The organism is Haloleucobacter ellipsoideus, from assembly GCF_052491725.1.
In genome coordinates, this window is the sequence record NZ_JBQWAR010000020.1 from 562971 (window position 1) to 584190 (window position 21220).

A 21220-nucleotide genomic window follows, 5' to 3' on the forward strand; every position below is an offset into this window, starting at 1 on the left:
GGGTAAGCTCTGCAATTCAACCTTATAATCATTCTTGTTTACTGCCCGCACAGCCCGGATACACGGAGAGCGGGAGAAACACCCCGCACTCCCGAACAACGGGAAGCAGGGAAGCAACATATAAATACATGCCACCGGAAACACTTCAGACGCGAACATCAATTCACGATATATACCATTCCGCTTCCGGACTTCTTGGCCTGATACATGGCATCGTCTGCGCGCTTGACCAGGCCATCCACCTGATCCCCCTCCCGGGAAAGGGCGATGCCGATACTGGCTGAAATATCGACATCGGCCCCCTCGATACGGAAGGGGCGATTGAGCGCATCCAGAATGCGCTTGGCAATGGCATGCACCTTCTGCTCGCTCTCGACCATGGGCAGGAGAATGACGAACTCATCGCCACCCACGCGCGCCACCGTATCACCCACCCGCACACAGTCCTGAATGCGCTGGCCCACCTGCTTCAGCAGCAGGTCTCCGGCAGCATGGCCATAGGTGTCGTTTACCGGCTTGAAGCGGTCGAGATCAATGAACAGAAGGCCGGCTATCTGGTTGAGGCGGATGGCCTGCGCCAGCGCCTGGCGGACGCGGTCATTCAGCAGGGTCCGGTTCGGCAGGCCGGTGAGGGCATCGAAATTGGCCTGCTGCCACATCTCCTTTTCCTGCCGCTTCTTTTCCGTCACATCCAGAAACAGGCAGACATAGCGCAGCAACCGCCCATCCGGGTTGTAGACCGCGGTGATATGTAGCGCACCGGTGAACTGGGTGCCATTCTTGCGGCACAGCCTGATGTCCCCCGACCAGCTGTTGCGCACCTGAAGGCTTTCCGTGATCACCCTCTCCATCTGTGCGGGGAACAGCGGCGGCTCCAGGGCCCAGAGGCTGCAATCCAGCGCCTCGTTGCGCCCATGGCCGGTGAGCACCTGAAAGGCGGGATTGACCAGAATGATATCGAAATCAGGCCCGGCGACCAGCAGCGCCTCCTGCACCACATCGAAGACGGACTGGCTGATGAGCGCGGATTCCTCCAGCGCCACCACATGGGTCATGTCGGAAAGAATGGTGATCGCGCCGATCTCGCCCGTCTCCCCCAGCGGCGGCAGGCGGCGGCTGTTGATATAGATCCAGCGCCTTTTGCCATCCGGGGTTTCCATCGCATACAGGTCGCTGGAGGCCTTGTTCGCCGGCAGATAGGGAATGGAACAGGGCCGCGACTCATCCGTGGGCAGAAACTGCGGGATGCGCTCTTTCAGGCCCTCCTCGTCGACGTGCAGGATGGTCAGCGCCGCGGCATTCCACTCGGAGATCGAGCCATCCGCGCGGGTGACGATGAGCCCGTCCGGCATGGCGGTAAAGAGCATGCGATAGCGGATCTCGCTTTCCTGCAGCCGCGCCGCCAGAGTCTTCTGCTCGGTGATGTCATGGATGATCGTATACAGCAGGAGGCGGCCCTCGATATGGACGCGCCCGGCATAGATCTCCACCTCCCGGATCTCGCCGGAGGCCAGGCGGTGCGAGAACTGGAAATGGCCCTGCACCCCGTTCTTCACCTGCTCCAGGTTCCGCAGAACCTCCGGCTCGGGCAAGCGGTTGATCTGCATGATGTTCATGTGGATCATCTGGTCCCGGTCATAGCCATAGAAGGCGCAGGCGGCGGGATTGACCTCGACGATCTGCCCGTCCTCCGGGTCGATCAGCATCTTGATCGCGATATTGTGCTCGAAGAGATTGCGATAGAGCTTCTCGCTCTCGGCCAGACGGCGGCGGGCGCCGCGCACACGCATTTCCAGAATGATGAGCGCAAAGCCGGCGGGCACCAGAATGCCCAGCATGATGCCGCTCTGGACCATGCTGTTGAAGCGCGCCTGCCGGATGGGCTGAAGGATATCATTGGCGGCAAGGCCGACAAAAATCACCAGCGGCAGATTGGGCAGCCGGCGCCAGGCATAAATCCTGTCGACATGTTCATAGGTGGCCTCGTCGATAAAGATCCCGCTCTCACCTGAACCCGGCGCCAGATAGGGGCGGTTCACTTTCACCTTCTTGCCCAGAAGCTTATCAATATCGCGGTTGCGCGCCAGATAGGACCCGTCGGATGCCAGAACCAGACCGGCGCTGTCCTCCGGCCCCAGTTCCAGCCCGCCCATGACCCGTGAGAGATAATGCGGATCAAGACTCAGCACGATGACGCCGGCAAAGCGCCCATCCCTTTCCATGCGCCGGGCAAACTGGAGATACCACACACCACTGAACCGCCCGATAAGCGGCTCTCCAACAAAAAGTATGTCATCACCATCCTTCAGCGTGGTGAAGTATTTCCTGTCCCTTATCGAAACAGATTTCCAGTTGGGATGGGATGAATACAGAACCGTACCATCCTCACTGACAACCGTGACCTGCATGTTCATGAGGGCAGGAAAGCTGGCAATGGCAGAATTGACAGCGGGAAGGAAGGCCTCGTTATTATCGATATATTGCTGGGTCAGCCCCCGCAGGGCAAAATCCACCTGGCGAATGGTCGCCGCCGCATTCTCGGCCATGGCATAGGCGAGCTGGTTGGCGGAAACCGTGCCGGCCTCCAGCGCCTGCTTCTCGCGCCGGTCGAAGGACGCATTGAGAAAGACGAGGTAAGCGCCGCTGCATCCGGCCATGATGAGGCCGGCCATGACAAAAACCCCAATCCGCCTCCACACGCTACGCACCATTACCTGCCCCCGCAGGATGCCCCCATCTTGAGCGGAGGTCACTGGAGAAAGACTTTTCGCGCGCTGGCGCAGGCGACCACAGTCTTCAAAATCTGGTGCCCAGCATAGGTTACGTCATTCCGATAGACCAGTCCCTTGCTGTGGATCACATATGTGAATGCGTGGATGTGAGGGGACGGAATGGATGATGCAGATGAAAAGGGCGACGTCTGTTCAACGTCGCCCCTCATGTCTTTCACCTGTCCGCTTCAGGCGGCATCTGTCTTTCGGGCTTCCTCCACCAGTGCCACCAGCGCCTTGCGTGCGCCCATCGCATGGGTGACACGGGCCGGGAACGGGATACGGCGGACATCGCCACCGGCCGCGATTTCAAAACCCTCCGGGTCGATGCCGATCATCCGCCACTCCCCCTCTCCCGCCCCGGCCAGACGGGTGGCGTAAAGGGAGACGGCATCGGCATGATCCTCGTTCATGTGCGAGATGATGCCGTCCGCGGCCTTGTCGAGTTCATCGGCATCGGCCCAGTCGGTCACCAGTGCGGAACCGGGCACATCGACGATGCGGCCGAAACCCTCCACCAGATGCGCGCTGTCGGTGATGACGCGATAGAAGGCGAAATCCGGAAAATCGACATAGCCGGCGGCATCGACATGACGGGCCAGGAAGCGCTGGCGCACCTGCGGCTCATCCACCAGCTCGGCCCGCCCGCGCAGGCTGGCGCGCGCGGAGTTCATCGGGTCCGCGCCAAGGCGGGTGGAGACCAGCAGGGTCACGCGCGGATCACGCGCGATGAACTGCGTGTGCAGGGCAAGCTTCGAGATCAGCAGGGTCGGCTGGCCGGCCGGGTCTGTGGCCACCGCCACCAGAGAGGCATAGGGCGCACCGGTCTCATCCAGCGTCGCAAGCGAGCCGAAGCGGGCTTCACGGGTCAGGCGGCGCACGATGGCGGCATTCTTGGGCATGGGAACCTCCTCCATTCGCAGGGGAAGATGCCGCCCGCGCAGGCCATTCGCAAGATGCCGCCCGCCCGACCCCGTCAGGTTGGAACCATTCAAGCCAGAACACGGCCCATCCGCACCTGAACCGGGGACAGACGGGACAAAAACACATTCTCCGGTGTAGAGATGGTGGAAAATCGCGTTATTCTGATATGCTTCCAGCTTGAGTGTCACATTTCGGCCACGCGAAACGGCTTCAGGGGGAAAGAGTCCGTGAAGTTCGCTGGCAGTTCTCCTGCCCGCTGGTTGATTACTGGCCTGAAAGAGGTGTCATGCCCACCATCGCTCTCGTCGACGACGATCGCAATATTCTCACCTCGGTCTCCATCGCGCTGGAGGCGGAAGGCTATCGCATCGAAACCTATACTGATGGGGCGTCCGCGCTCGAGGGTTTCAAGACCAATCCGCCGGACATGGCCATCTTCGATATCAAGATGCCGCGCATGGATGGCATGGAGCTGCTGCGCCGCGTGCGCCAGAAGACCGACATGCCGGTCATCTTCCTCACCTCGAAGGATGAGGAGATCGACGAGCTGTTCGGCCTGAAGATGGGCGCGGACGATTTCATCAAGAAGCCCTTCTCCCAGCGCCTGCTGGTGGAGCGGGTGAAGGCGGTCCTGCGCCGCTCCGGCGTGCGCGACGGCACCACCCCCGTGCGCGAGACCGACAGCGCCAAGGTGCTGGAGCGCGGCAATCTGCGGATGGACCCGGAACGCCACACCTGCACATGGAATGGCGCACCGGTGACGCTGACCGTCACCGAGTTCCTCATCCTTCAGGCGCTGGCCCAGCGCCCCGGTGTGGTGAAGAGCCGCAACGCGCTGATGGATGCGGCCTATGATGACCAGGTCTATGTGGATGACCGCACCATCGACAGCCACATCAAGCGCCTGCGCAAGAAGTTCAAGGTCGTGGATGACAATTTCGAGATGATCGAGACGCTCTACGGTGTCGGTTACCGCTTCAAGGAGTGACCGGCCGCTGCGCGAACCTGTTTCGACATGACAGCACAAGACGAAGCCGCATCCGCCGGCCCCGGAAAGCCCGCCCCCGCGCGTCCTGAACGCGGGGGGCGCTGGACCTTCATGGCGGCTTTCCGGTGGCTACGCCGCTTCGTGGTGTTCCGCAGTTTTTCCTCGCTCACCCAGCGCATCGTCCTGCTCAATCTGGCGGGCCTGTGCGCGCTGGTGTCCGGCATCCTCTATCTGTCGGAGTTTCGCGCCGGGCTGATTGATGCACGGGTGCAGAGCCTGATGGTCCAGGGCGAGATCATCGCCGCCGCCATCGCCTCTTCCGCGCAGGTGGAGACCAACTCCATCACCATCGACCCGGAACGGCTGATGGAACTGCAGGCGGGCGAAACCTACGGGCCGGGGGAAGACAGCCTCTCCGCGCTGGAGTTCCCCATCAATCCCGAACGGGTCGCCCCGGTGCTGCGCCGCCTGATCGGCCCTACCCGCACCCGCGCCCGCATCTATGACCGCGACGGGCAGCTCCTGCTCGATTCCCGCTCCCTCTATTCGCGCGGCGAGATTCTGCGCTTCGACCTGCCCTCCCCCAACGCCCCCCGCCCCGGCCTTGCCGAACGCTTCTGGCAGGGGGTGCAGTTGTGGCTCGGGCGCGGGGATCTGCCGCTCTACAAGGAATATGGCCCGCAGGCCGGCAAGAACTATCCGGAGGTGGCGATTGCCGCTCTGGGCGGAAAGGCCAGCGAGGTGCGGGTGGATGAGCGCGGCCGGGTGGTGGTGTCTGTCGCCGTGCCCATCCAGCGCTTCCGGGCCATTCTGGGAGAGCTGATGCTCTCCACCCAGGGCGGCGAGATTGATGAGGCCGTCCGGGCGGAACGGTTCGTCATCGTGCGGGTGTTTCTGGTGGCCGCGGTCGTGATGGTGCTGCTGTCCATCCTGCTGGCCGGGACCATTGCCGATCCGGTGCGCAAGCTCGCCGATGCCGCCGAACGTGTGCGCCGCCGCATCAAGACCCGCGTCGAGATTCCCGACTTCACCAATCGCTCGGATGAAATCGGCCATCTCTCCGGTGCGCTGCGCGACATGACCGGCGCGCTCTATAACCGCATCGAGGCGATCGAGAGCTTTGCCGCCGATGTCTCGCACGAACTGAAGAACCCCCTCACCTCGCTCCGCAGCGCGGTGGAAACCCTGCCTCTGGCCAAGACCGATACCTCCCGCGCCCGCTTGATGGAGGTCATCCAGCATGATGTGAAGCGGCTGGACCGGCTGATCTCGGACATCTCCGACGCCTCGCGGCTGGATGCCGAGCTGCAGCGGCAGGAGGCGGCGGTGGTGGACCTGCGTCAGCTTCTCGAAATGGTGGTGGGCCTTGCCCAGGATGTGCGCAAGGATGACGGGGTCAAGGTGGCCCTGAAGTTCGAGCGCGAGCCGGGCGCCCCGGCCGGCTACAGCATTTCCGGCCACGCCACCCGTCTGGGCCAGGTGGTGGACAATCTGGTCTCCAATGCCCGCTCCTTCTCGCCCGATGGCTGCACCGTCACCGTCACCTGCCGGCGGCTGAAGAGCGAGGTCGAGATCATCGTCGATGATCAGGGCCCGGGCATTCGCGAGGATGCGCTCCAGCGCATCTTCGAGCGGTTTTATACTGATCGTCCGCATCAGGGCTTTGGCCAGAATTCCGGCCTCGGCCTGTCCATCTCGCGCCAGATCGTGGAAGCCCATGGCGGGCGGATCTGGGCCGAGAACCGGATCATCAAGGACGAGGACGGGGATGACGAGGTGGACGGAGCGCGCTTCGTGGTGCGCCTGCCCGCAAACTGAGGGCCACTGATGCAAGATGATGCACAGCCCCCCACCATTCATGCCAGCTGTGTCGCCATCGGCACGGCCGGCGTGCTGATTCGCGGCTCGTCCGGCACGGGCAAGTCCGCCCTTGCCCTGCAACTGATGCTGGATGCCCCCCGCGCCCTGCCCCTGGCACGACTGGTGGCGGATGACCGTGTGCACCTGAAAACGCACGGTCCGCTCCTCATGGCCAGTGCCCCGCCCATCCTCTCCGGCCTGCTGGAAGTGCGTGGGCTGGGGCTGCGGCGCTTCCCCTTTCAGGCCGAGGTGGCGCTGACTCACCTCATCGATCTCGGGCATGACGGCCCCCGCCTGCCGGATGAGCAGACAGGGCAGATCATGCTCAGCGGTATCAAATTACAGCACATCGTTTCCGCCTGCCCGGAACGGGCCGCGCTGATGCTCGCCGCGGCACTTTCAGGTGCAGATTACGGCGATTGAGTGTGTTTTTGTGCGCTGCACCCCTTGCTTAATTTTTGAGCCGCTCTGAATATGTCTGTTCCCAATTTAGGGGTGGCCTTCACCTGTCTGTGGGGGCGGAGGAAGCATGATCGGTCTTGTCCTCGTCACACATGGTCGTCTCGCCGACGAATTCTGTTCGGCGCTCGAGCATGTCATGGGTCCGCAACCCCAGCTCGCAACCGTCACCATCGGTCCTGAGGACGATATGGAAAGACGGCGGCAGGATATCATTGAGGCGGTGGAGCGGGTGCGCGCCGGCAATGGTGTGGTCATCCTCACCGACATGTTTGGCGGCACGCCCTCGAACCTCGCCATTTCGGTGATGAACACCCCGGATGTCGAAGTCGTGGCCGGGATCAACCTGCCCATGCTGGTCAAGCTTGCCAAGGTGCGTGGCGAGCTGCCACTGGCCGAGGCTGTCGATCTGGCCCAGGAAGCGGGCAGGAAATATATCAATGTCGCAAGCCGTGTCCTCGCTGGCAAATAGATCATCCGATCCGGCACCGCATGATGCCGCGCAGGCCCCCGTGGTGCGGGAACTGCCCATCATCAACAAACGCGGCCTCCATGCGCGCGCCTCCGCCAAATTCGTGCAGACCGTAGAACGCTTCGATGCCCGTATCTGCGTGTGTCGCAACGGGGAGGAAGTGTGCGGCACCTCCATCATGGGCCTGATGATGCTGGCCGCATCCACCGGCACCAGCGTCACCGTCACCGCCCGCGGGCCAGAGGCTGAAGCCGCCATATCCGCCCTCTCAGACCTTGTCGCCAATCGTTTCGGCGAAGAGGAATAATTCCACCCCTGCTTTTTCTGAAGATTTCGAAGGTGCGAAAGTCTGTCTCAAAAGCGGACTATGCCCACTTTCGTGATATGATGATTGTATGCCAGAGAAGCAAATCGTGGAATCACGTTTCGGCACATCTGGCCACCAAGGTGAAAGCCCTGCTTCATGTGAGCGATCACGTGGAACAGCAAGGGGGGAAGGGCGACCACTGCGCATGGCCATCACCGGTTCAGCCCATCCGCCGCCTGATGCGCGGGCAAGAACGAAGCGCTGGCGTTTCAGCCTGTCGTTCAAGCTTTTGCTGATGACGGCGCTCGTGGTTGTTGCGGTGCAACTGGGCCTGCTCATTCCCACTGTCGCAAGCTACCGCATAGACTGGCTGCTGGAGCGCCTCTCCGCCGCCCGCACCGCCGCCATGGTGCTGGACGCCACCCCCGATTCCGCCATTCCCCAGGCGCTGACACAGGACCTGCTGGGCAGCGTGGGCGCCCAGATCATCGTGGTGCAGACCAGCCGACACACGCCGCCTTCTGGCCGTCTCAGACCCGCCCCTGCGGGTGGATGTCCATATCGATACCCGCAACATCACCATGTGGGGCGCGGTGCGCGGCGCCATCGACACACTGGTTGCCGAGGATGGGCGCATCCTGCGTGTGGTGGGAGACCCGCCCCATGCCAGGGATGAATATGTTGAAATCGTCATTTCCGGCACCCCGCTGCGCCATGCCCTGCAGCAATTCGCGGCGCTGGCGCTTTCCGTTTCGATGATGATCGCCCTTCTGGCGGGTGCGATCGTCTATGTCAGCTTCAACTGGATGTTCGTACGCCCCATGTGTCTCCTGGCCGAGCGGATGGAGGCCTTCCGGAAGAACCCGGAGGATGAGGAGCGCATTCTGGTGCCCAGCGGCCGCACGGATGAAATCGGTTTGGTGGAGGAAACGCTGGAGGACCTGCAACGCGGCCTGTCCCAGACCCTCCAGCAGAAGAGTCATCTGGCCTCTGTCGGCATGGCGGTGGCGAAGATCAACCACGACCTGCGCAACCTCCTCACCTCGGCCCAGCTTCTGTCAGACCGGCTGGCCCTTGTGCCGGACCCGACTGTCCAGCGCTTTGCCCCCAAGCTTCTGGCCTCTCTGGACAGGGCGATCACCTATTGCGAGCAGACCCTGGCCTATGGCCGCGCGGTGGATGCCCCGCCCCGCCCGCGGGAGGTGAGGCTGGCGCCCCTGCTGGATGAGGTGCGCGAAACGCTTGAGCTGCGCCTCACGCGTGGCATTGCATGGATTGTGGATGTACCGCCGGACGCTCGGATTTATGCGGACCCGGACCATCTGTATCGCGTGATGCTGAATCTCGCCCGCAACGCTGTCGAGGCGCTGGAGGCGCGCGGGCCGCTGAGCCCGGACAGCGACCAGATCCGCATCCGTGCGCGTCATATGGAAAACGGGGTCGAGATCCTGTTCAGCGACACGGGACCGGGCATCAGCAGGGAGCAGAAGGCGCACCTGTTCGAGGCCTTCACCGCCTCTGCCCGCCGCGGCGGCGCCGGTCTTGGCCTGCCCATAGCCGAAGAGCTCGTGCGCGCCCATGGCGGAGAAATAGATCTGGCCGAAACCGAGACAGGCACCACCTTCCGCATCTTCCTGCCCGACCCGAAGGATCAATCCGCAGAAAAGCCGGCAGAATCCCAGGCGGTATGAAGCCGACTTTTCCACAGATCGACACAGCTTTTGAGGCAAAAAACGAGATGGCTCTTGCATGCCCGCCAGAAACCCGGTAGCACACGGTCCTCGCCGGCAGAAACAGCCGGCACCTGAGAGGGAAACCTCAGCACTCTGAAAAGAGTGCACTCAGGCAACGCACCGGTAGCTCAGCTGGATAGAGCACCAGACTACGAATCTGGGGGTCGGGAGTTCGAATCTTCCCCGGTGCGCCATTACTTAGCATCAGTTTTGCTCCTCGGTTTTTGCAGGCTGTTTCCCACACGCCTTCAAACTTGGCAATGGCGTTTTCTGCCATGGTGTTGGTGCGGGCAAGATACTTGTCCAGAATGTCCTGCGCCCGCTTCAGCGTATGCCCTGTGACCGAAACAATCTCACCGAGATTGCATCCCGCCTGAAATAACAATGTCACAGTGGTTCCACGCAGATCGTGGAAATGCAAATCCGTGATTCCCGCATTTTGGCAGGCTTCTTTCCAGTGCTTCGAAAAATACCGTTTCGAGAACGGACGCCCTGTTGAAGTGGATAGAATCAGGGGCGAACGGCCAGGCTTGATTGAGTCCAGAGTTTCCTTGAGTGCCTTGGTGCAGGGAATGGAGATGAGTGGTGCTTGCGCTCCCCCACGTGCCGCCTTGCCTTGCCGAAGGCGAAACCGGCTGCCGTCATATCTGTCCCAGGTCAGCTTGAGCAGATCCGCTTGCCGCTGGCCGGTGTGAAGAGCCAGAATAAGCGCCAGACGCATCTCCGGGCTTGCCACGGCCATGAATGCATCAACATGCTCCGGCAGCCAGATAAATCAACCCGGTTGTTTTTATATGCACGCTCGAAGCCTGCCAGCACATTGACCTTGATCCCACGCCTGTTTTTTGCCGCCCATGAGAGCGCGGAAGCCAGTACCGTCACGCGATTGTCGACTTCACGGGGATGGTCTGCCGAATAATCAGCATGCCAGTCCATGACATCATGGAGAAACTCGTCATCTTCGAGTGCCTCGAGTGGGCAGCTCCCATACAGCTCTTCCCAGAATTTGTGGATGCGGCGATATTCAGCCTTCGTGGAATCTGCGGTCTTTTCACGCCATCGTACGCTTTGCTCATACTTTCGAATGAGGCCCGAAAGCGTGCCATCGCTATGACGGGCCTGGAGACTTGCCTCAGCCTGTGCATATGAGGCTAGAAAATCAGGACTGTTCGGCTGTCCTGATAGACGAATTCCAGTCGCCCTATGGTAGTAATATGTGGCTTCTTCTCCAGAGGCGAGTTTACGCTTGATCTGGTTTATTCCTTTTAGCTTTACGCGCATGATCCGCTTTCCAACTCTCGAAAGCTGATTCACTATCACTGCGGCCTGCGACTGTTCCACTGACTCCATCATCTGCCAATACCTCAATTCTTACGTTGTCTGGTGTCACTATAGATAGTTGAGCCCGCGCCCAGCCTGACTTTTTGGCTGCACCAAAGAGGCGTTTTGCATCAGCAAAACCGAGCAGAGGGGGGCGTTTTTGGCGTGGCTTCGTCACTTCTTGTTCTCTTTCCCGATTCTTTCTGCCTTCAATGCGAGCAGATGGGCCATCGCAATTTCAAGTCGGGCTTGGTTCTCAAAGTCGGCAGCGGCTGAATTTGCCATCTGCTCTGCCGCTATGACGCGTGCGAGATCCACCATCACTCCATGTCTGCTCTGCCCCGCATGGTGACGAAACGGCTTCACCTGCGCGCTCATGGGTTGAGTGTGAGAAGCAGGTCGCAGCCAAGGCGGGGGCTGGCAGCAGCGCGGCTGCGAGTGTCATTGCGATAATTTTCATGGCAATCACGCGACTGGCAGGTGGTCGAACGGATCGGCCCCGTCGTCGTTCGCAACGACGGCCGCAAGCCATATCCCAGTTTCTTCGTCGAGCGCCCGGCCGTCGGCGAGTAAAAACCGGCTCCCATCTGTTGTGACGAAGAAAACACTCCAATGTACGGTCAGAATGTCTTCATAGACCAATACATTTGCGATGTATTGACGGGAACCAACGGCGAAAACTTTCTCAATCATTTTGTTGCCTCCTGATTATTTTCAAGCCATTTGATAACGTCTTCGTAATTCCATCGCATAGTTCGGCCAATAAAAAATGCAGGTTCCAGTCCACGAGCGCGGTATCTACGAAGCGTGGGCCGCGAGATAGACAGTCTATCCAGCAATTCTTCAGTGCAGATGTACTTTGTTATATTTTCTGTCATCCGTGGCGACGCTCCACATGAGGAACTCCACGAAGTATCATTCGCACGATATGCGTGGTGCAAGCGTCATTTTTGGAAACGTTTACAATGTCATGATCAGTCATGATCAGTATGCGGTCTAAAAATACCTCAATTCCCTGCAATATGTTGTTTTATTTTAAGAATTAGAGTTCTTGTGGATAACATTAAAATTGGGACCGGCAATTTTTACCTGATCAGATCGCAAGAGAATAACCTGATCAGTTCTGATTAGTGCCGACCTAAGAACGTCTAGAACCATTTTAAGGTGTTGTTTTATTTAAAGAAATAGAGTTCTTGGGGTGGCATTAAAAAAGGCCGCCAATTTGGCGGCCTTTTGCATTTCTCTGATATTAAATGAAATTTGATTGAATTAAATGCAATCAAATTTCATCAAATATAATTGTAACAGGCGGAACACCCGAGCCAAGTTCGTCGAGTGGCGTCATTCGCCAGCCGCGCGCCTCGGCGTTGACTTGCGAGATGAATGCATCCGCTTCCGCGTATTGCTCCTGGCCCAGCGGCGGCAACGGCTCGGCCGTCAGCAAATTTTGCCGGTGCTTTTCGTAATAAGCCTCGTCATCGCGGGCCATTTTTTCCAAATCCAGACCCCAGCTCATCGCCTTGCCCTTTCCTGTTGTGCGCGCTTGTCTCGATGATCCGCGTGCATGATGACGATCATCCGGATAATCGCGAATATCGCACCAAATGTCAGATAGAATATACCGCCAATGAGTGCGCCAATAATTGGCATTATCGCCCCCGAAACATCTTTGATATTGCGCTTATTGTATCACGACAAAACTCATAAACAAGAATTATCAGATGTAAAATGGCGAGCGCTGGCGGTCCTAATGCTGACAATATGGCGTTCAGAAGCACGTAGATCATGAAAATTGCAGTTGGTATTCCAATGAATACACAAAAGCTGCTGATGATGCCGTTTTCGTTCCAGCCATAATGCGCCAGCGGCAGAGCAGAGAGGGCGAGCCAGCTCGCCCCCGCTACTTCCCACGCTACGCGCGGGATCTTGCGGATCATTTCTCACCCCCTGCGGGCTTCGTCGCCGCACGCAGGCCACCCCCACCACGGCGCAGGCCGGAAAACGCCCGGCCGGCAGAGCGGGACAACAATGCAGGCGCGGCAATCGCCCCAGCCAGAGCCCCGCCGATCGCGCCCGATCGCGCATCGACCTGGCCGCCGACGAAACGCAGAGCCGCGTCAGGCAGTTCGCTGATCAACGAGCTGGAGTAAATCACGATGATGGCTGCCGAAATCCCGTAGAAGGCAATCGCCCCTGCACCCAGAAGACCGCTGGTCGCCGGCCCGCCATCCAGCGGGATCATGATAGCAAAAATGCTTTCTGCAAAAGCATTTAGTAGCAGAATGCCCGCAGATGCCACCAGCAGGCTGATGACCAGGCCAGCCACGATCAGGGCCGGGCGGATCAGCAGACCAAGAGCCATGGACAATGCCCCCTCGAACCCCGCGAAGGTGCGCGCGCCTTCGCGGGGGACAAAGAAACTCAACACCGCGACCGGGACGGCGAGCATCGCTTCCACCGCCGCGATCAGCCAGCCCAGAACGGCCGCGAAGAAATAGGCCAATGGCACCAGCGGCAGCAGGCCGCCGATGATGAAGCCGGCGAAAATCAATGCGCCGGACAAACCGGACACGAAAGAGCCCGCGCCGGTCACGGCCGACGCCACGCGCGTTGCCGGAAGCCAGTCCAGCAATGCGCCAGTGATCGCGGTTCCGCCAGCCGTATAGGCCAGCGCTGCGCCGGTTGCCGCCAGCGAGGCGAACGGATCGACGAACCGGCCATCGGAGCCCTCAATCTTGATTTGGGAGAGCATGGCGCGGAAGGAGCGCGCGACCATGCCCGCCGAGGCATCCGCCTGGGGCGTGGATCCGGCCGCACCCGACGGGTTCGTCTTGCTATAATCCATGACATATCCGGCTATATTGCGCAGCCGGTTTTCCTCGGCTGTGTATTTCGCCGTGATGGTCCGCATCGCCCCATCCATGCCGCTGGTGGAGTTCAGCACATAGCTGGACAGGCTTTCAGGGAAGGCAAACTCAATGGTGGCACCGCGTGCGAGCGTCTGCAATTTGCTGTTGGTGTTGACCATTGCGCGTTGCCAGGCAGGAGCCATAACCCAGCCGGCCTCGGCCGAGTCCTTCAGCACATCTTCCGCCACCGCCTTCAGATCCGCGCTTTGAAGCCCGCCAGCCACGCCCTGCGCAAAGCCTTCGGCGGCGGCCTTTACGCCGGCGTCGATCTGCCGTTTCAGCGTCTCCACGTTCGGCTCATCGGTCAGCATACCGCGCGCAATAGCGGCGGCGTGGGTGTCGATCTGCGTAAATGCAGCCGCCATGCCCTTCCCGACAGAGCCTTCCGCAAGGCTGTCCAGCTTGGTGTAAATTGCCGCATCCGGCCCGCTCACTTCGGCAGGCGCAGCTAGGCGATAGGAGACGGAGCCGCAAAGGGCATCCGAATTGCTGAACCAGCTTCCGCCTTTGAATCCGAGCCCCCGCACCTGTGCGGATGAGAACCAGCCGCCATCCCCGGAGAGGGGAATAGAGCTGACAGTGCCACCGCTGGCGTCAAACATTTTCCCAAGATCTGCCAGCCCATATGCGCAGAGCCAGCCGGCTGTCCGCGCGTACAGCGCTAGGGCAAATTGCCCGCGCTGCTCTGGATCCACTTCGACGGCAGGGACGGCGGTTTGCGCGTATGCTCCTTGCTGGATGGCAGCGGAGGCCCGCTGCCAAAGCGTATCGCCAAAGCCGCTCCCCCAGATCAGAAGCTGCACCACGATGATCTGCGCTATGGTGAACCCGCCTGCCACCGGCAGCAGGAGCACTGCACCGGCCCCGATCTTCACGATAGAATATGAGCCAGACACGCCTTCACCGCTGGCCTGGCCGGTGCGGGCGCTGTCGAATACCCATTTGTATAGCGAGTAAGTGACGATAACCGCCGCCACGATAGCCACGCCCACGTTGAACACTCCGGCAATCGTGCCGATCAAATCTGCATTGGCGCAGCTTTCACCCTGCCATATGGCATCGACGGTACAGCCGAGGACCCGGCGCAGCAGGCCCAGGCCGAAATCAGTTTCGACGGGTGTGAAAATGTCAGAGAAGGTTTCACCGGCCATGCTTGGCCCTTTCGCGTTGTGCGCGTTTCAAGCGTGAAATTGCATTCGGGATACTGCGCCAGTCGCCGGGTGTGCCTGAGGCAACCACCACCACGCCGCGGCCGCTGAATTTGAGGTGTCCGCGCGCTGTGCGCGTCACCTCAAACCCATTGGCTTTCGCGAAATCGAGAACGCGGCGCATGCCGCGAGAGCCGCGCATTGTGGCGCGCGCCGCAGCCATATTCACGACCTTTCATTCCGGCCGAGCGCGGCCATGTCTTTGTCTTTCCACCAGCGGATTTTGCGGGCGCGCAGCGGCGGTTTGCCTCGCTGGAACACGATCAGGTCGCGTTCCTGGCGAACCAGTTCGGGAGCCAGAAGGGGGCGCGAAACGCGCTGGATATTTGGCTTTTGACCGATCAGAACCGTCTCATCACCCAGCGTCGCCGAGACCAGTTTCGCGGTTGTGTCATCGCTGACATCGGCGAAAATTTGCGTGCCCGTCGAGGCGAAAAACTCGCGCGATTTGCGATTGTAGATGTCCTCGATCTGCGCGGCGCTCTGGAAAAAGTACCAGCTTCGCAGGCCATAACCTAGCGCAACGGAAAGCGCCGTTTCCAGCGCCTTCAGCCGCCCCAGCGCGGCGCATTCGTCCACCACGAAGAGACAGCCGCCACCGGGCAACGGATCCTCGGTGAATTCGCGCAGAACGGAAACCGCCAGCACGCGAAGCCAGCGGGAAAAAGTGTCGATCTTGGCAGGCGGCAGCACGATAAAGACCGTCGCCACCTCTTCCTTCAGGTCGGAAAACCTGAAGGAAGAGGATTTCACTGAACCGGCGACGGCCGGTGAGTCCAGCCATTCTGTGTTGGTGGCGGCCGTGGACAAAATGCCCGCTGCTTCGCGCGCGTCGCGGGCGAGCTGTTGACGGGCTGGCCCGTGGATCGCCTCACACTCATGGTCCGCCATGAGTGTGAGCGTGGCGCGAAAATCCGCCTCCTTCTGCGACAGTAGCTGCCGCAGGGTGACAAGGTTCTGCTCGGCCACAGGACGCTCGGCCACAATGTACAAAATGAGCGCGCGGATCAGCGTTCGTGCGCTGGCGGAAAAGTGCTCACTTGCCCCGCCGCTCGCATCAACCGGGCAAACGGCTTCCGCTTGTTCGAACCCGTCTTCGATCCACTGCGGCGAGCCCGCCAGCCCTTCGAATGGATTGTAGGTCGCAGTGGGCTGGCCCGTTATTCCGAACGGATCAAGAATATGGACCCTGCCGAACTTCGCACGGTGCGCCGCGAGGGGAAAACCGCAGCGAGGATGAGGCCGACGACACCCAGGAGAACCGGCACAGTCAGCAACCAGAGTGCCCATGTGGGCGGTGCATTCAGCATGTTTCCCGCGCCTCCCGCGCCTCAATCTGCCGCAGCACATCCGCGAAAAGGGTGTGGTCAATTTCGCGCGTGAGATAGCCCGGCAGTCGCTTGCGCAAGAGCGCGCGCGCCGCATCCCCATCGGGGCCGGAATCCTGTTCAATCAGGCGCAGGAACAGCGCCCCTGCTACGGCTTTGCGGCGCGTATCGAGCCGGCGCTTTTCCGCTGCATCGCCCATCAGAACGCCTCCCCATTCGGCTGGGCCGGCGCTGTGGGCGGCAGAATGTCCGCGAAAAGCTCCCGATCAGCTGGCCGCAGGCCGGCCCGTAAAAGTGTGCGCAAAATACCACCCGTGAGATGCTCGCGGTTGAGAACCACATGGTTGCCACCGCGCAGCACATGGCCGACAGCTCCGGCCGGGGCGTGCGGGAACAGATTGTCACCGCCGCCATTGCCGGCGTGGGCAAGGGCAGATCATCCTCACCCAGACAAATGCCGAGGTGCTGCGCCTCAATGCCCTGGTGCGCAACCTGCGCCAGGCGCGCGGCGAGCTGCAAGGCGAGGCCAGCTTCCGCACCTCCGCAGGCGTGAAAACCTTTGCAGCCGGTGACCGGATCCTGTTCCGCCAGAATGACAGCGCTCTGGGCGTGATGAACGGCACCCTTGGCACCGTGCTGGAAGCCGAAAAAGGCCGGCTGAAGGTGCGGCTGGACGGCGAGGCGGCGCGCACCATTGTGGTGGACGCGCAGACCTATGAGGACATCAGCCACGGCTATGCGGTGACGGTTCACAAGAGCCAGGGCATCAGCGTGGATCGCTCCTATGTGCTGGCGACCAAGGGCGTGGACCCGCGCCTTGCCGGTTTCGAGAAGGTGGCATTCGATTGCTTTTTTAGATGCTCGCAATGCCGGGCAAGCCAGCAACTTGCACCAGAGGCGGTTTCCTCAAACACGCGGGAGCAGCCTGTCGCCTGTAGGAGTCAAGCCTGCACAGCCACCGTCTGGTCTCTGGTTGAAACGCTGGCATAGGGTCTCAGGCAATGAGCCATTATCTCTCATCAACGGTCGTTTGTGAGAGGTGAGGCGCGGCCGACCTGTGCAGATCAGAAGCCCACGAGAGCAAGGTCAATGGCGGCCATGATCTCGGTGTCATGCTGAGCGAGGCTCGTAACCGGGCTGCGCAAGTGGGTACGGGGGATCGCGGCCATGAATTGCGTGACCATGACATGGGGTTCAGCTTCGATCCTGAAGACCGGGTTGAGACGCTTTGCTGGCGAAGGTGCAGCGTTGACCGGCATCAGCGGGACAACAATCCGCGTATTCAATGCATCCAGCACATCAGCCTGAATATCGAGTACATAGCTCATCCCACCGGGATTGGCATAAACATCAAAGCGCGGCATCAGAATTGCCGGTACTGGTCCAGAGGAAGGCCATGCTTGTCTGCCCATGCATTCGAACTGGCAAGAGCTTCAGCGTTTTCCCTCTTCCAGGCTTCGGCCTTTGCATCCGCAACGGCACGGCGCAGACCAGCTTCGGCGGCCTGAGAAAGGTTGACGCCAAGGTCTCTGGCTTCCTTCAGCAAGGATGGATCCAGCGTGAGATTGGTTGGCTTTTTGGCCAGTACTTGCGGTTGCATTTGATCACCTCATGCGCATTATATATGCGCATGAGGTTGAGCAGCAAGAGGCTTGGGGCATGGCTGGAATGGGACCGGAAGGGAGGTGCTTTCGGACCATCAACTGCGAATATGGTGAGAGCTGCCACCAGTAGCTGACTTCGTGAATGGGATCAGTCGCCCCAAAGATGCCTCGTGCAACTCGGCATTTCCAGAGGAAATGATTGCGGCATGTGTGAGGGGGCGAAGTCACTCTGACTAGTCGATATAAAGCGCTACTATCGAGAAATTATCCATAGGGCCACGCTCTTCGACTTCTTCGCGAACCTTGTCGACCAATTCCGCAGGAGTTGGCGACAATATTGCCATCCGCTGTAGCTCTCTTAACAAGATTAGATTGTGAACTCCATCTGAAGTGAGAAAGAGGCGATCGCCGGACTGAACATCAAATTGGAAAGTTTCAATTCGTGGATCGCCCTTATCCCCTAAAGCGCTATCCAATATATGTTTTCTCTGATATGTGGCGAGCTCGTCCTTAGTGAGTTTTCCTGCTTCAAACAGCCTTTGTCCCTCAGAATGATCCTTAGTTAGTTTTTTTATACCATTCCCTCTAGCGATAACCGCTCTTGTATCACCGCAATGAACACCAACCATCCCAGCGTTCGAGATTGCTATCGCTGTCAAAGTTGTTGCCATTCTATTTTGTTTCTCGCCTGACTGTTGCGCAGCGTGAATTTCGAGGTGAGCCTCTTTGGCCGCCGCAGCCAATGCCGCATCGGTAGCCTCGCGCTTCTCAAGATACTTGCGAAAGGTCGACACTGCGAGCTTAGAGGCAATATCTCCCCCCCCCATTCCGCCCAAGCCGTCCGCAACGCATGCGATCGTAGTGCCGGCTTCCGAAAGCCAGCAGTCAACGGTATCTTCGTTCACTGACCTGGGACCGCTGCCAGTGAAAACTGAATGCCTCACTCTCATGCACATAGACCCCTTAACGCGCCGACCAATTTGGGGTGGAGATTTGCGCGATTAAAATCGATAGACTTTTCAAGATGGGATATCTTTCGGCAAACAGCAGACTTTCCGTCAATATGGAATTTCACGACAAGGCGCTTAGCGAGATTTTCGTCCATGTCCGCGCCGCAAAGCCGAGCAAACTTTCGCTCCACATACCAACGATTGTGGCTCGTTCCCAATTCAAGCAAAGCCATCAAACACTCGACTTTCGCTTCTAAGTCACAATTTTGGAAGAAAACCTCCACGCGATTTGCTATTGCATCCGCAAGATCAAAGTTGAAATTTGTCCCGGAAACCCATTCAGAAAATACTAAAGAAAGTCGTTTTGAGCAATCTGGGGCATCTTGGCAGGCTCGTTCAATTTTTTCTGCTGTAAGCTGGCCGCAGATGGCAGCTATATCAGCTTTCGTTGCCTTTTCCTCCAAGTAATCAGCCAGGCGACTCCAGACATCTCCATCTGGAGCATCGGATGCACCGAGCATCGTAAGGAAGTCTTCCGAGGCATCACTAAGCGTTCCGTCTGGCTCATACTCTACCGTCAAGATAGCGTCCAAAACCGCCTTTGCTGATGCGAAGCGTTTGCTGGGATCATCCTTTGTGCAGGCAGAAAGAATCGGACCAAAATCACCATCTTCCTTGATTTCACGGAAAGGCACACGAGGCTCTTTTCCTACCATGTCGTGCAGAATACAGCCTAACGAATATACATCCGATCGAGCGGATGCATTCCTTAGGTCATTGGAGATTTCTGGCGCTGTGTAGTAATCTGAGCCCTTCCCCATACCCGACTTCGTAAGCTCGGAAAGATTAGACTCTTTCATAGAAATAAGCCCGAAATCACTGATGGAATATGTGATATTCCCATCTTTCGTGTACCTTAGTACATTCTGAGGTTTCAGGTCCCGGTGGTAAATCTCCATCGAGTGTATTTCTTCAAGTGCCGAAACGATGTCGCTGATCGCTGAAACAAAAGCTCCTCCGAGAGTGGGATCAATAGATATATCGGCGTCCAGACTATTTTCAGCCAACGGCATCAAATAATAAGGAGGATTAGCACTCAAATCACTGTCAATTATAGGTACTATATTTGGATGACTTATAGCAGATTGAACCTTGATTTCTTTTTCAAATCTCTTAACAACGTTATCTAGAAGCGTAGGAGTCAAGATCTGATTTTGTGCAAACTCTTTTCGAGCACATTGATTCCCGTTATCCAATTCAACTAGGTCGACATTTCCAAACCCACCTTGGCCTATTCTCTTCACAAATTTCATTTCCCACCCCAGCAGTTTCTCTGCAACCGGCTCCATTAGAGCATCATGGTTGCGAACAACAGCCCTACTGCCCGCTAGCATTTACCGGGCAGCCAGATTGCAAGCCAAAGAGATGATAGCAATCTCCAGTCCAAGCGAGGAGGAAACTAGCGCATTTCACGCTTAATGTCGGTACCGTTGCGTGTGCTCCCAATATCCTCCAGTCGGATCAGCTCGCGAAGCGCATTCGCCGCGACCTCTCTATGGGCGGCCTTTTCAAGGACGGGTGCGAACATTTCCTCGATGCCCTGGCATGGCCAGTTGGCTTCGAGATACGGCTTGTAGCGATGGATTTCCTCCAGTTTTTTCGAGATGATCCAGACTGGCGCTGTCAGCCTCCCGGCTCCAACCTCCTCGATGAGGGATTGTGGCAGCGTGAGGACATGATCCCGCCATTGCGGCCCACTGTCGAACCCGTCTAGCTGGTGAGCCCCTGGCCAGCGCGCCCGCACGCGCACCTTGAGACTTTTGTCGGTAGGACCCTTCCCAACACGAGATACTTCCACCCGAGCCTGATCTGGCTCCGATTCGGCCGCGCGAATGAGATGTGACAATGCACTGCGTGCCTGCTGAAGTGTCTTGATTTCGCAGTGACCAGCTCTGACGCGCAACTTTCCGCCGGGCACGGACATGATCCAGTGGCCGCCTCTGCGAGGGGACCACTCCAGGCCAGCGATCTCCAGCCAGACATCTTCCGAAGAAGGGCCATAACCCCTTGATTTTCCTCAAGGGGTGCTAAGGGTGTTTTGCAGGAAAACCCTGATTTATCAAAGGGCTCACGCAGACTACGAATCTGGGGGTCGGGAGTTCGAATCTTCCCCGGTGCGCCATTTAAATCAAAGAGTTAGATTATACTCTTTGTCCTATGGGTCTTGCGCTCGGGTGCGCGATGGCCGGACCTGCCCGAGCGCTACGGCAAATACAAGACCGTCCACAAGCGCTTCACCCGCTGGGCGCGTGCGGGCGTGTGGGAACGCATCTTTACCTTGCTCGCGCGCGACCGAGACAATGAGTATCTGATGATCGACAGTTCGA

23 protein-coding genes, 1 tRNA gene and 2 pseudogenes are annotated in these 21220 nt (G+C 58.9%); 9 read left to right on the forward strand and 17 right to left on the reverse strand.

Annotated elements, in window-relative coordinates; translation table 11 throughout:
* Positions 1-158: 158 nt before the first annotated feature.
* Positions 159-2672, reverse strand: a complete 2514-nt coding sequence (locus tag ACT6QG_RS14405) for a sensor domain-containing diguanylate cyclase (RefSeq protein ID WP_444978251.1) — start codon at positions 2670-2672, stop codon at positions 159-161.
* Positions 2673-2959: 287 nt separating this feature from the next.
* Positions 2960-3673, reverse strand: coding sequence for a HugZ family pyridoxamine 5'-phosphate oxidase (locus ACT6QG_RS14410; RefSeq protein ID WP_444978252.1), 714 nt, complete (start codon positions 3671-3673; stop codon positions 2960-2962).
* A 308-nt stretch (positions 3674-3981) separates the two neighbouring features.
* On the opposite strand from ACT6QG_RS14410, the gene ACT6QG_RS14415 reads away from it, so the two are divergent.
* The 7 genes from ACT6QG_RS14415 to ACT6QG_RS14445 all read left to right on the forward strand — a co-directional run bounded on the left by ACT6QG_RS14415 (position 3982) and on the right by ACT6QG_RS14445 (position 9708).
* Positions 3982-4683, forward strand: a complete 702-nt coding sequence (locus ACT6QG_RS14415) for a response regulator transcription factor (RefSeq protein WP_444978253.1) — start codon at positions 3982-3984, stop codon at positions 4681-4683.
* Between the two features lie 27 nt (positions 4684-4710).
* Positions 4711-6501 carry a sensor histidine kinase gene (locus ACT6QG_RS14420; protein ID WP_444978254.1) on the forward strand — a complete coding sequence of 597 codons (1791 nt, stop codon included), beginning with the start codon at positions 4711-4713 and terminating at the stop codon, positions 6499-6501.
* A 9-nt stretch (positions 6502-6510) separates the two neighbouring features.
* Entirely contained in the window at positions 6511-6966 is a 456-nt protein-coding gene (locus ACT6QG_RS14425) for an HPr kinase/phosphorylase (RefSeq protein ID WP_444978255.1), read from the forward strand.
* 106 nt (positions 6967-7072) lie between these two features.
* On the forward strand, positions 7073-7474 hold the full coding sequence (locus tag ACT6QG_RS14430) for a PTS sugar transporter subunit IIA (protein WP_444978256.1): 402 nt from the start codon (positions 7073-7075) through the stop codon (positions 7472-7474).
* A complete protein-coding gene (locus ACT6QG_RS14435; RefSeq protein ID WP_444978257.1) occupies positions 7443-7781 on the forward strand; it encodes an HPr family phosphocarrier protein in 339 nt (112 codons plus the stop codon). The genes ACT6QG_RS14430 and ACT6QG_RS14435 overlap by 32 nt, the downstream gene beginning before the upstream one ends.
* Positions 7782-8329: 548 nt before the next feature.
* Positions 8330-9472 carry a sensor histidine kinase gene (locus ACT6QG_RS14440; protein WP_444978258.1) on the forward strand — a complete coding sequence of 381 codons (1143 nt, stop codon included), beginning with the start codon at positions 8330-8332 and terminating at the stop codon, positions 9470-9472.
* Between the two features lie 159 nt (positions 9473-9631).
* A tRNA-Arg gene (locus ACT6QG_RS14445) sits at positions 9632-9708 on the forward strand.
* Between the two features lie 194 nt (positions 9709-9902).
* Here ACT6QG_RS14445 and ACT6QG_RS14450 read toward each other — a convergent pair.
* From ACT6QG_RS14450 to ACT6QG_RS14495, 10 genes and pseudogenes are all read right to left on the reverse strand, one after another.
* Positions 9903-10256 (reverse strand): annotated as a pseudogene (locus tag ACT6QG_RS14450) (tyrosine-type recombinase/integrase); the annotation flags it as partial.
* Positions 10172-10867, reverse strand: coding sequence for a hypothetical protein (locus ACT6QG_RS14455; RefSeq protein ID WP_444978259.1), 696 nt, complete (start codon positions 10865-10867; stop codon positions 10172-10174). The pseudogene ACT6QG_RS14450 and the gene ACT6QG_RS14455, both read right to left, overlap by 85 nt.
* A 141-nt stretch (positions 10868-11008) precedes the next feature.
* On the reverse strand, positions 11009-11155 hold the full coding sequence (locus tag ACT6QG_RS14460; RefSeq protein WP_444978260.1) for a hypothetical protein: 147 nt from the start codon (positions 11153-11155) through the stop codon (positions 11009-11011).
* 144 nt (positions 11156-11299) lie between these two features.
* Complete coding sequence (locus ACT6QG_RS14465) at positions 11300-11527, reverse strand: hypothetical protein (RefSeq protein WP_444978261.1); 228 nt, start codon at positions 11525-11527, stop codon at positions 11300-11302.
* The gene (locus tag ACT6QG_RS14470) at positions 11524-11712 is read right to left on the reverse strand and encodes a helix-turn-helix transcriptional regulator (protein ID WP_444978262.1); all 189 of its coding nucleotides are present in this window, start codon (positions 11710-11712) and stop codon (positions 11524-11526) included. The genes ACT6QG_RS14465 and ACT6QG_RS14470 overlap by 4 nt, the downstream gene beginning before the upstream one ends.
* 401 nt (positions 11713-12113) lie before the next feature.
* Positions 12114-12350 (reverse strand): hypothetical protein, encoded by a 237-nt coding sequence (locus ACT6QG_RS14475; RefSeq protein WP_444978263.1) that lies wholly within the window; start codon positions 12348-12350, stop codon positions 12114-12116.
* 133 nt (positions 12351-12483) lie between these two features.
* Positions 12484-12771: a hypothetical protein gene (locus ACT6QG_RS14480; RefSeq protein WP_444978264.1), complete on the reverse strand. Its 288-nt coding sequence runs from the start codon at positions 12769-12771 to the stop codon at positions 12484-12486.
* On the reverse strand, positions 12768-14894 hold the full coding sequence (locus ACT6QG_RS14485; protein WP_444978265.1) for a DotA/TraY family protein: 2127 nt from the start codon (positions 14892-14894) through the stop codon (positions 12768-12770). The genes ACT6QG_RS14480 and ACT6QG_RS14485 overlap by 4 nt, the downstream gene beginning before the upstream one ends.
* Positions 14895-15116: 222 nt before the next feature.
* Positions 15117-16241, reverse strand: a complete 1125-nt coding sequence (locus ACT6QG_RS14490; RefSeq protein WP_444978266.1) for a type IV secretory system conjugative DNA transfer family protein — start codon at positions 16239-16241, stop codon at positions 15117-15119.
* 13 nt (positions 16242-16254) lie between these two features.
* Entirely contained in the window at positions 16255-16479 is a 225-nt protein-coding gene (locus tag ACT6QG_RS14495; protein ID WP_444978267.1) for a hypothetical protein, read from the reverse strand.
* 262 nt (positions 16480-16741) lie between these two features.
* Here ACT6QG_RS14495 and ACT6QG_RS14500 point away from each other — a divergent pair, with 262 nt between their 5' ends.
* Positions 16742-17269: a hypothetical protein gene (locus ACT6QG_RS14500; RefSeq protein ID WP_444978268.1), complete on the forward strand. Its 528-nt coding sequence runs from the start codon at positions 16742-16744 to the stop codon at positions 17267-17269.
* A gap of 74 nt (positions 17270-17343) precedes the next feature.
* Here ACT6QG_RS14500 and ACT6QG_RS14505 read toward each other — a convergent pair whose 3' ends face one another.
* The 5 genes from ACT6QG_RS14505 to ACT6QG_RS14525 all read right to left on the reverse strand — a co-directional run bounded on the left by ACT6QG_RS14505 (position 17344) and on the right by ACT6QG_RS14525 (position 20817).
* Positions 17344-17643, reverse strand: a complete 300-nt coding sequence (locus tag ACT6QG_RS14505; protein ID WP_444978269.1) for a CcdB family protein — start codon at positions 17641-17643, stop codon at positions 17344-17346.
* Entirely contained in the window at positions 17643-17879 is a 237-nt protein-coding gene (locus ACT6QG_RS14510) for a type II toxin-antitoxin system CcdA family antitoxin (protein WP_444978270.1), read from the reverse strand. The genes ACT6QG_RS14505 and ACT6QG_RS14510 overlap by 1 nt, the downstream gene beginning before the upstream one ends.
* Positions 17880-18116: 237 nt before the next feature.
* Positions 18117-18788, reverse strand: coding sequence for a PP2C family protein-serine/threonine phosphatase (locus ACT6QG_RS14515; protein WP_444978271.1), 672 nt, complete (start codon positions 18786-18788; stop codon positions 18117-18119).
* A 41-nt stretch (positions 18789-18829) separates the two neighbouring features.
* Positions 18830-20182: a serine/threonine-protein kinase gene (locus tag ACT6QG_RS14520; RefSeq protein WP_444978272.1), complete on the reverse strand. Its 1353-nt coding sequence runs from the start codon at positions 20180-20182 to the stop codon at positions 18830-18832.
* A 110-nt stretch (positions 20183-20292) separates the two neighbouring features.
* Entirely contained in the window at positions 20293-20817 is a 525-nt protein-coding gene (locus ACT6QG_RS14525) for a hypothetical protein (protein ID WP_444978273.1), read from the reverse strand.
* A gap of 228 nt (positions 20818-21045) precedes the next feature.
* Between ACT6QG_RS14525 and ACT6QG_RS14530 the strand changes: the two are divergent.
* A pseudogene (locus ACT6QG_RS14530) lies at positions 21046-21220 on the forward strand (transposase); the annotation flags it as partial.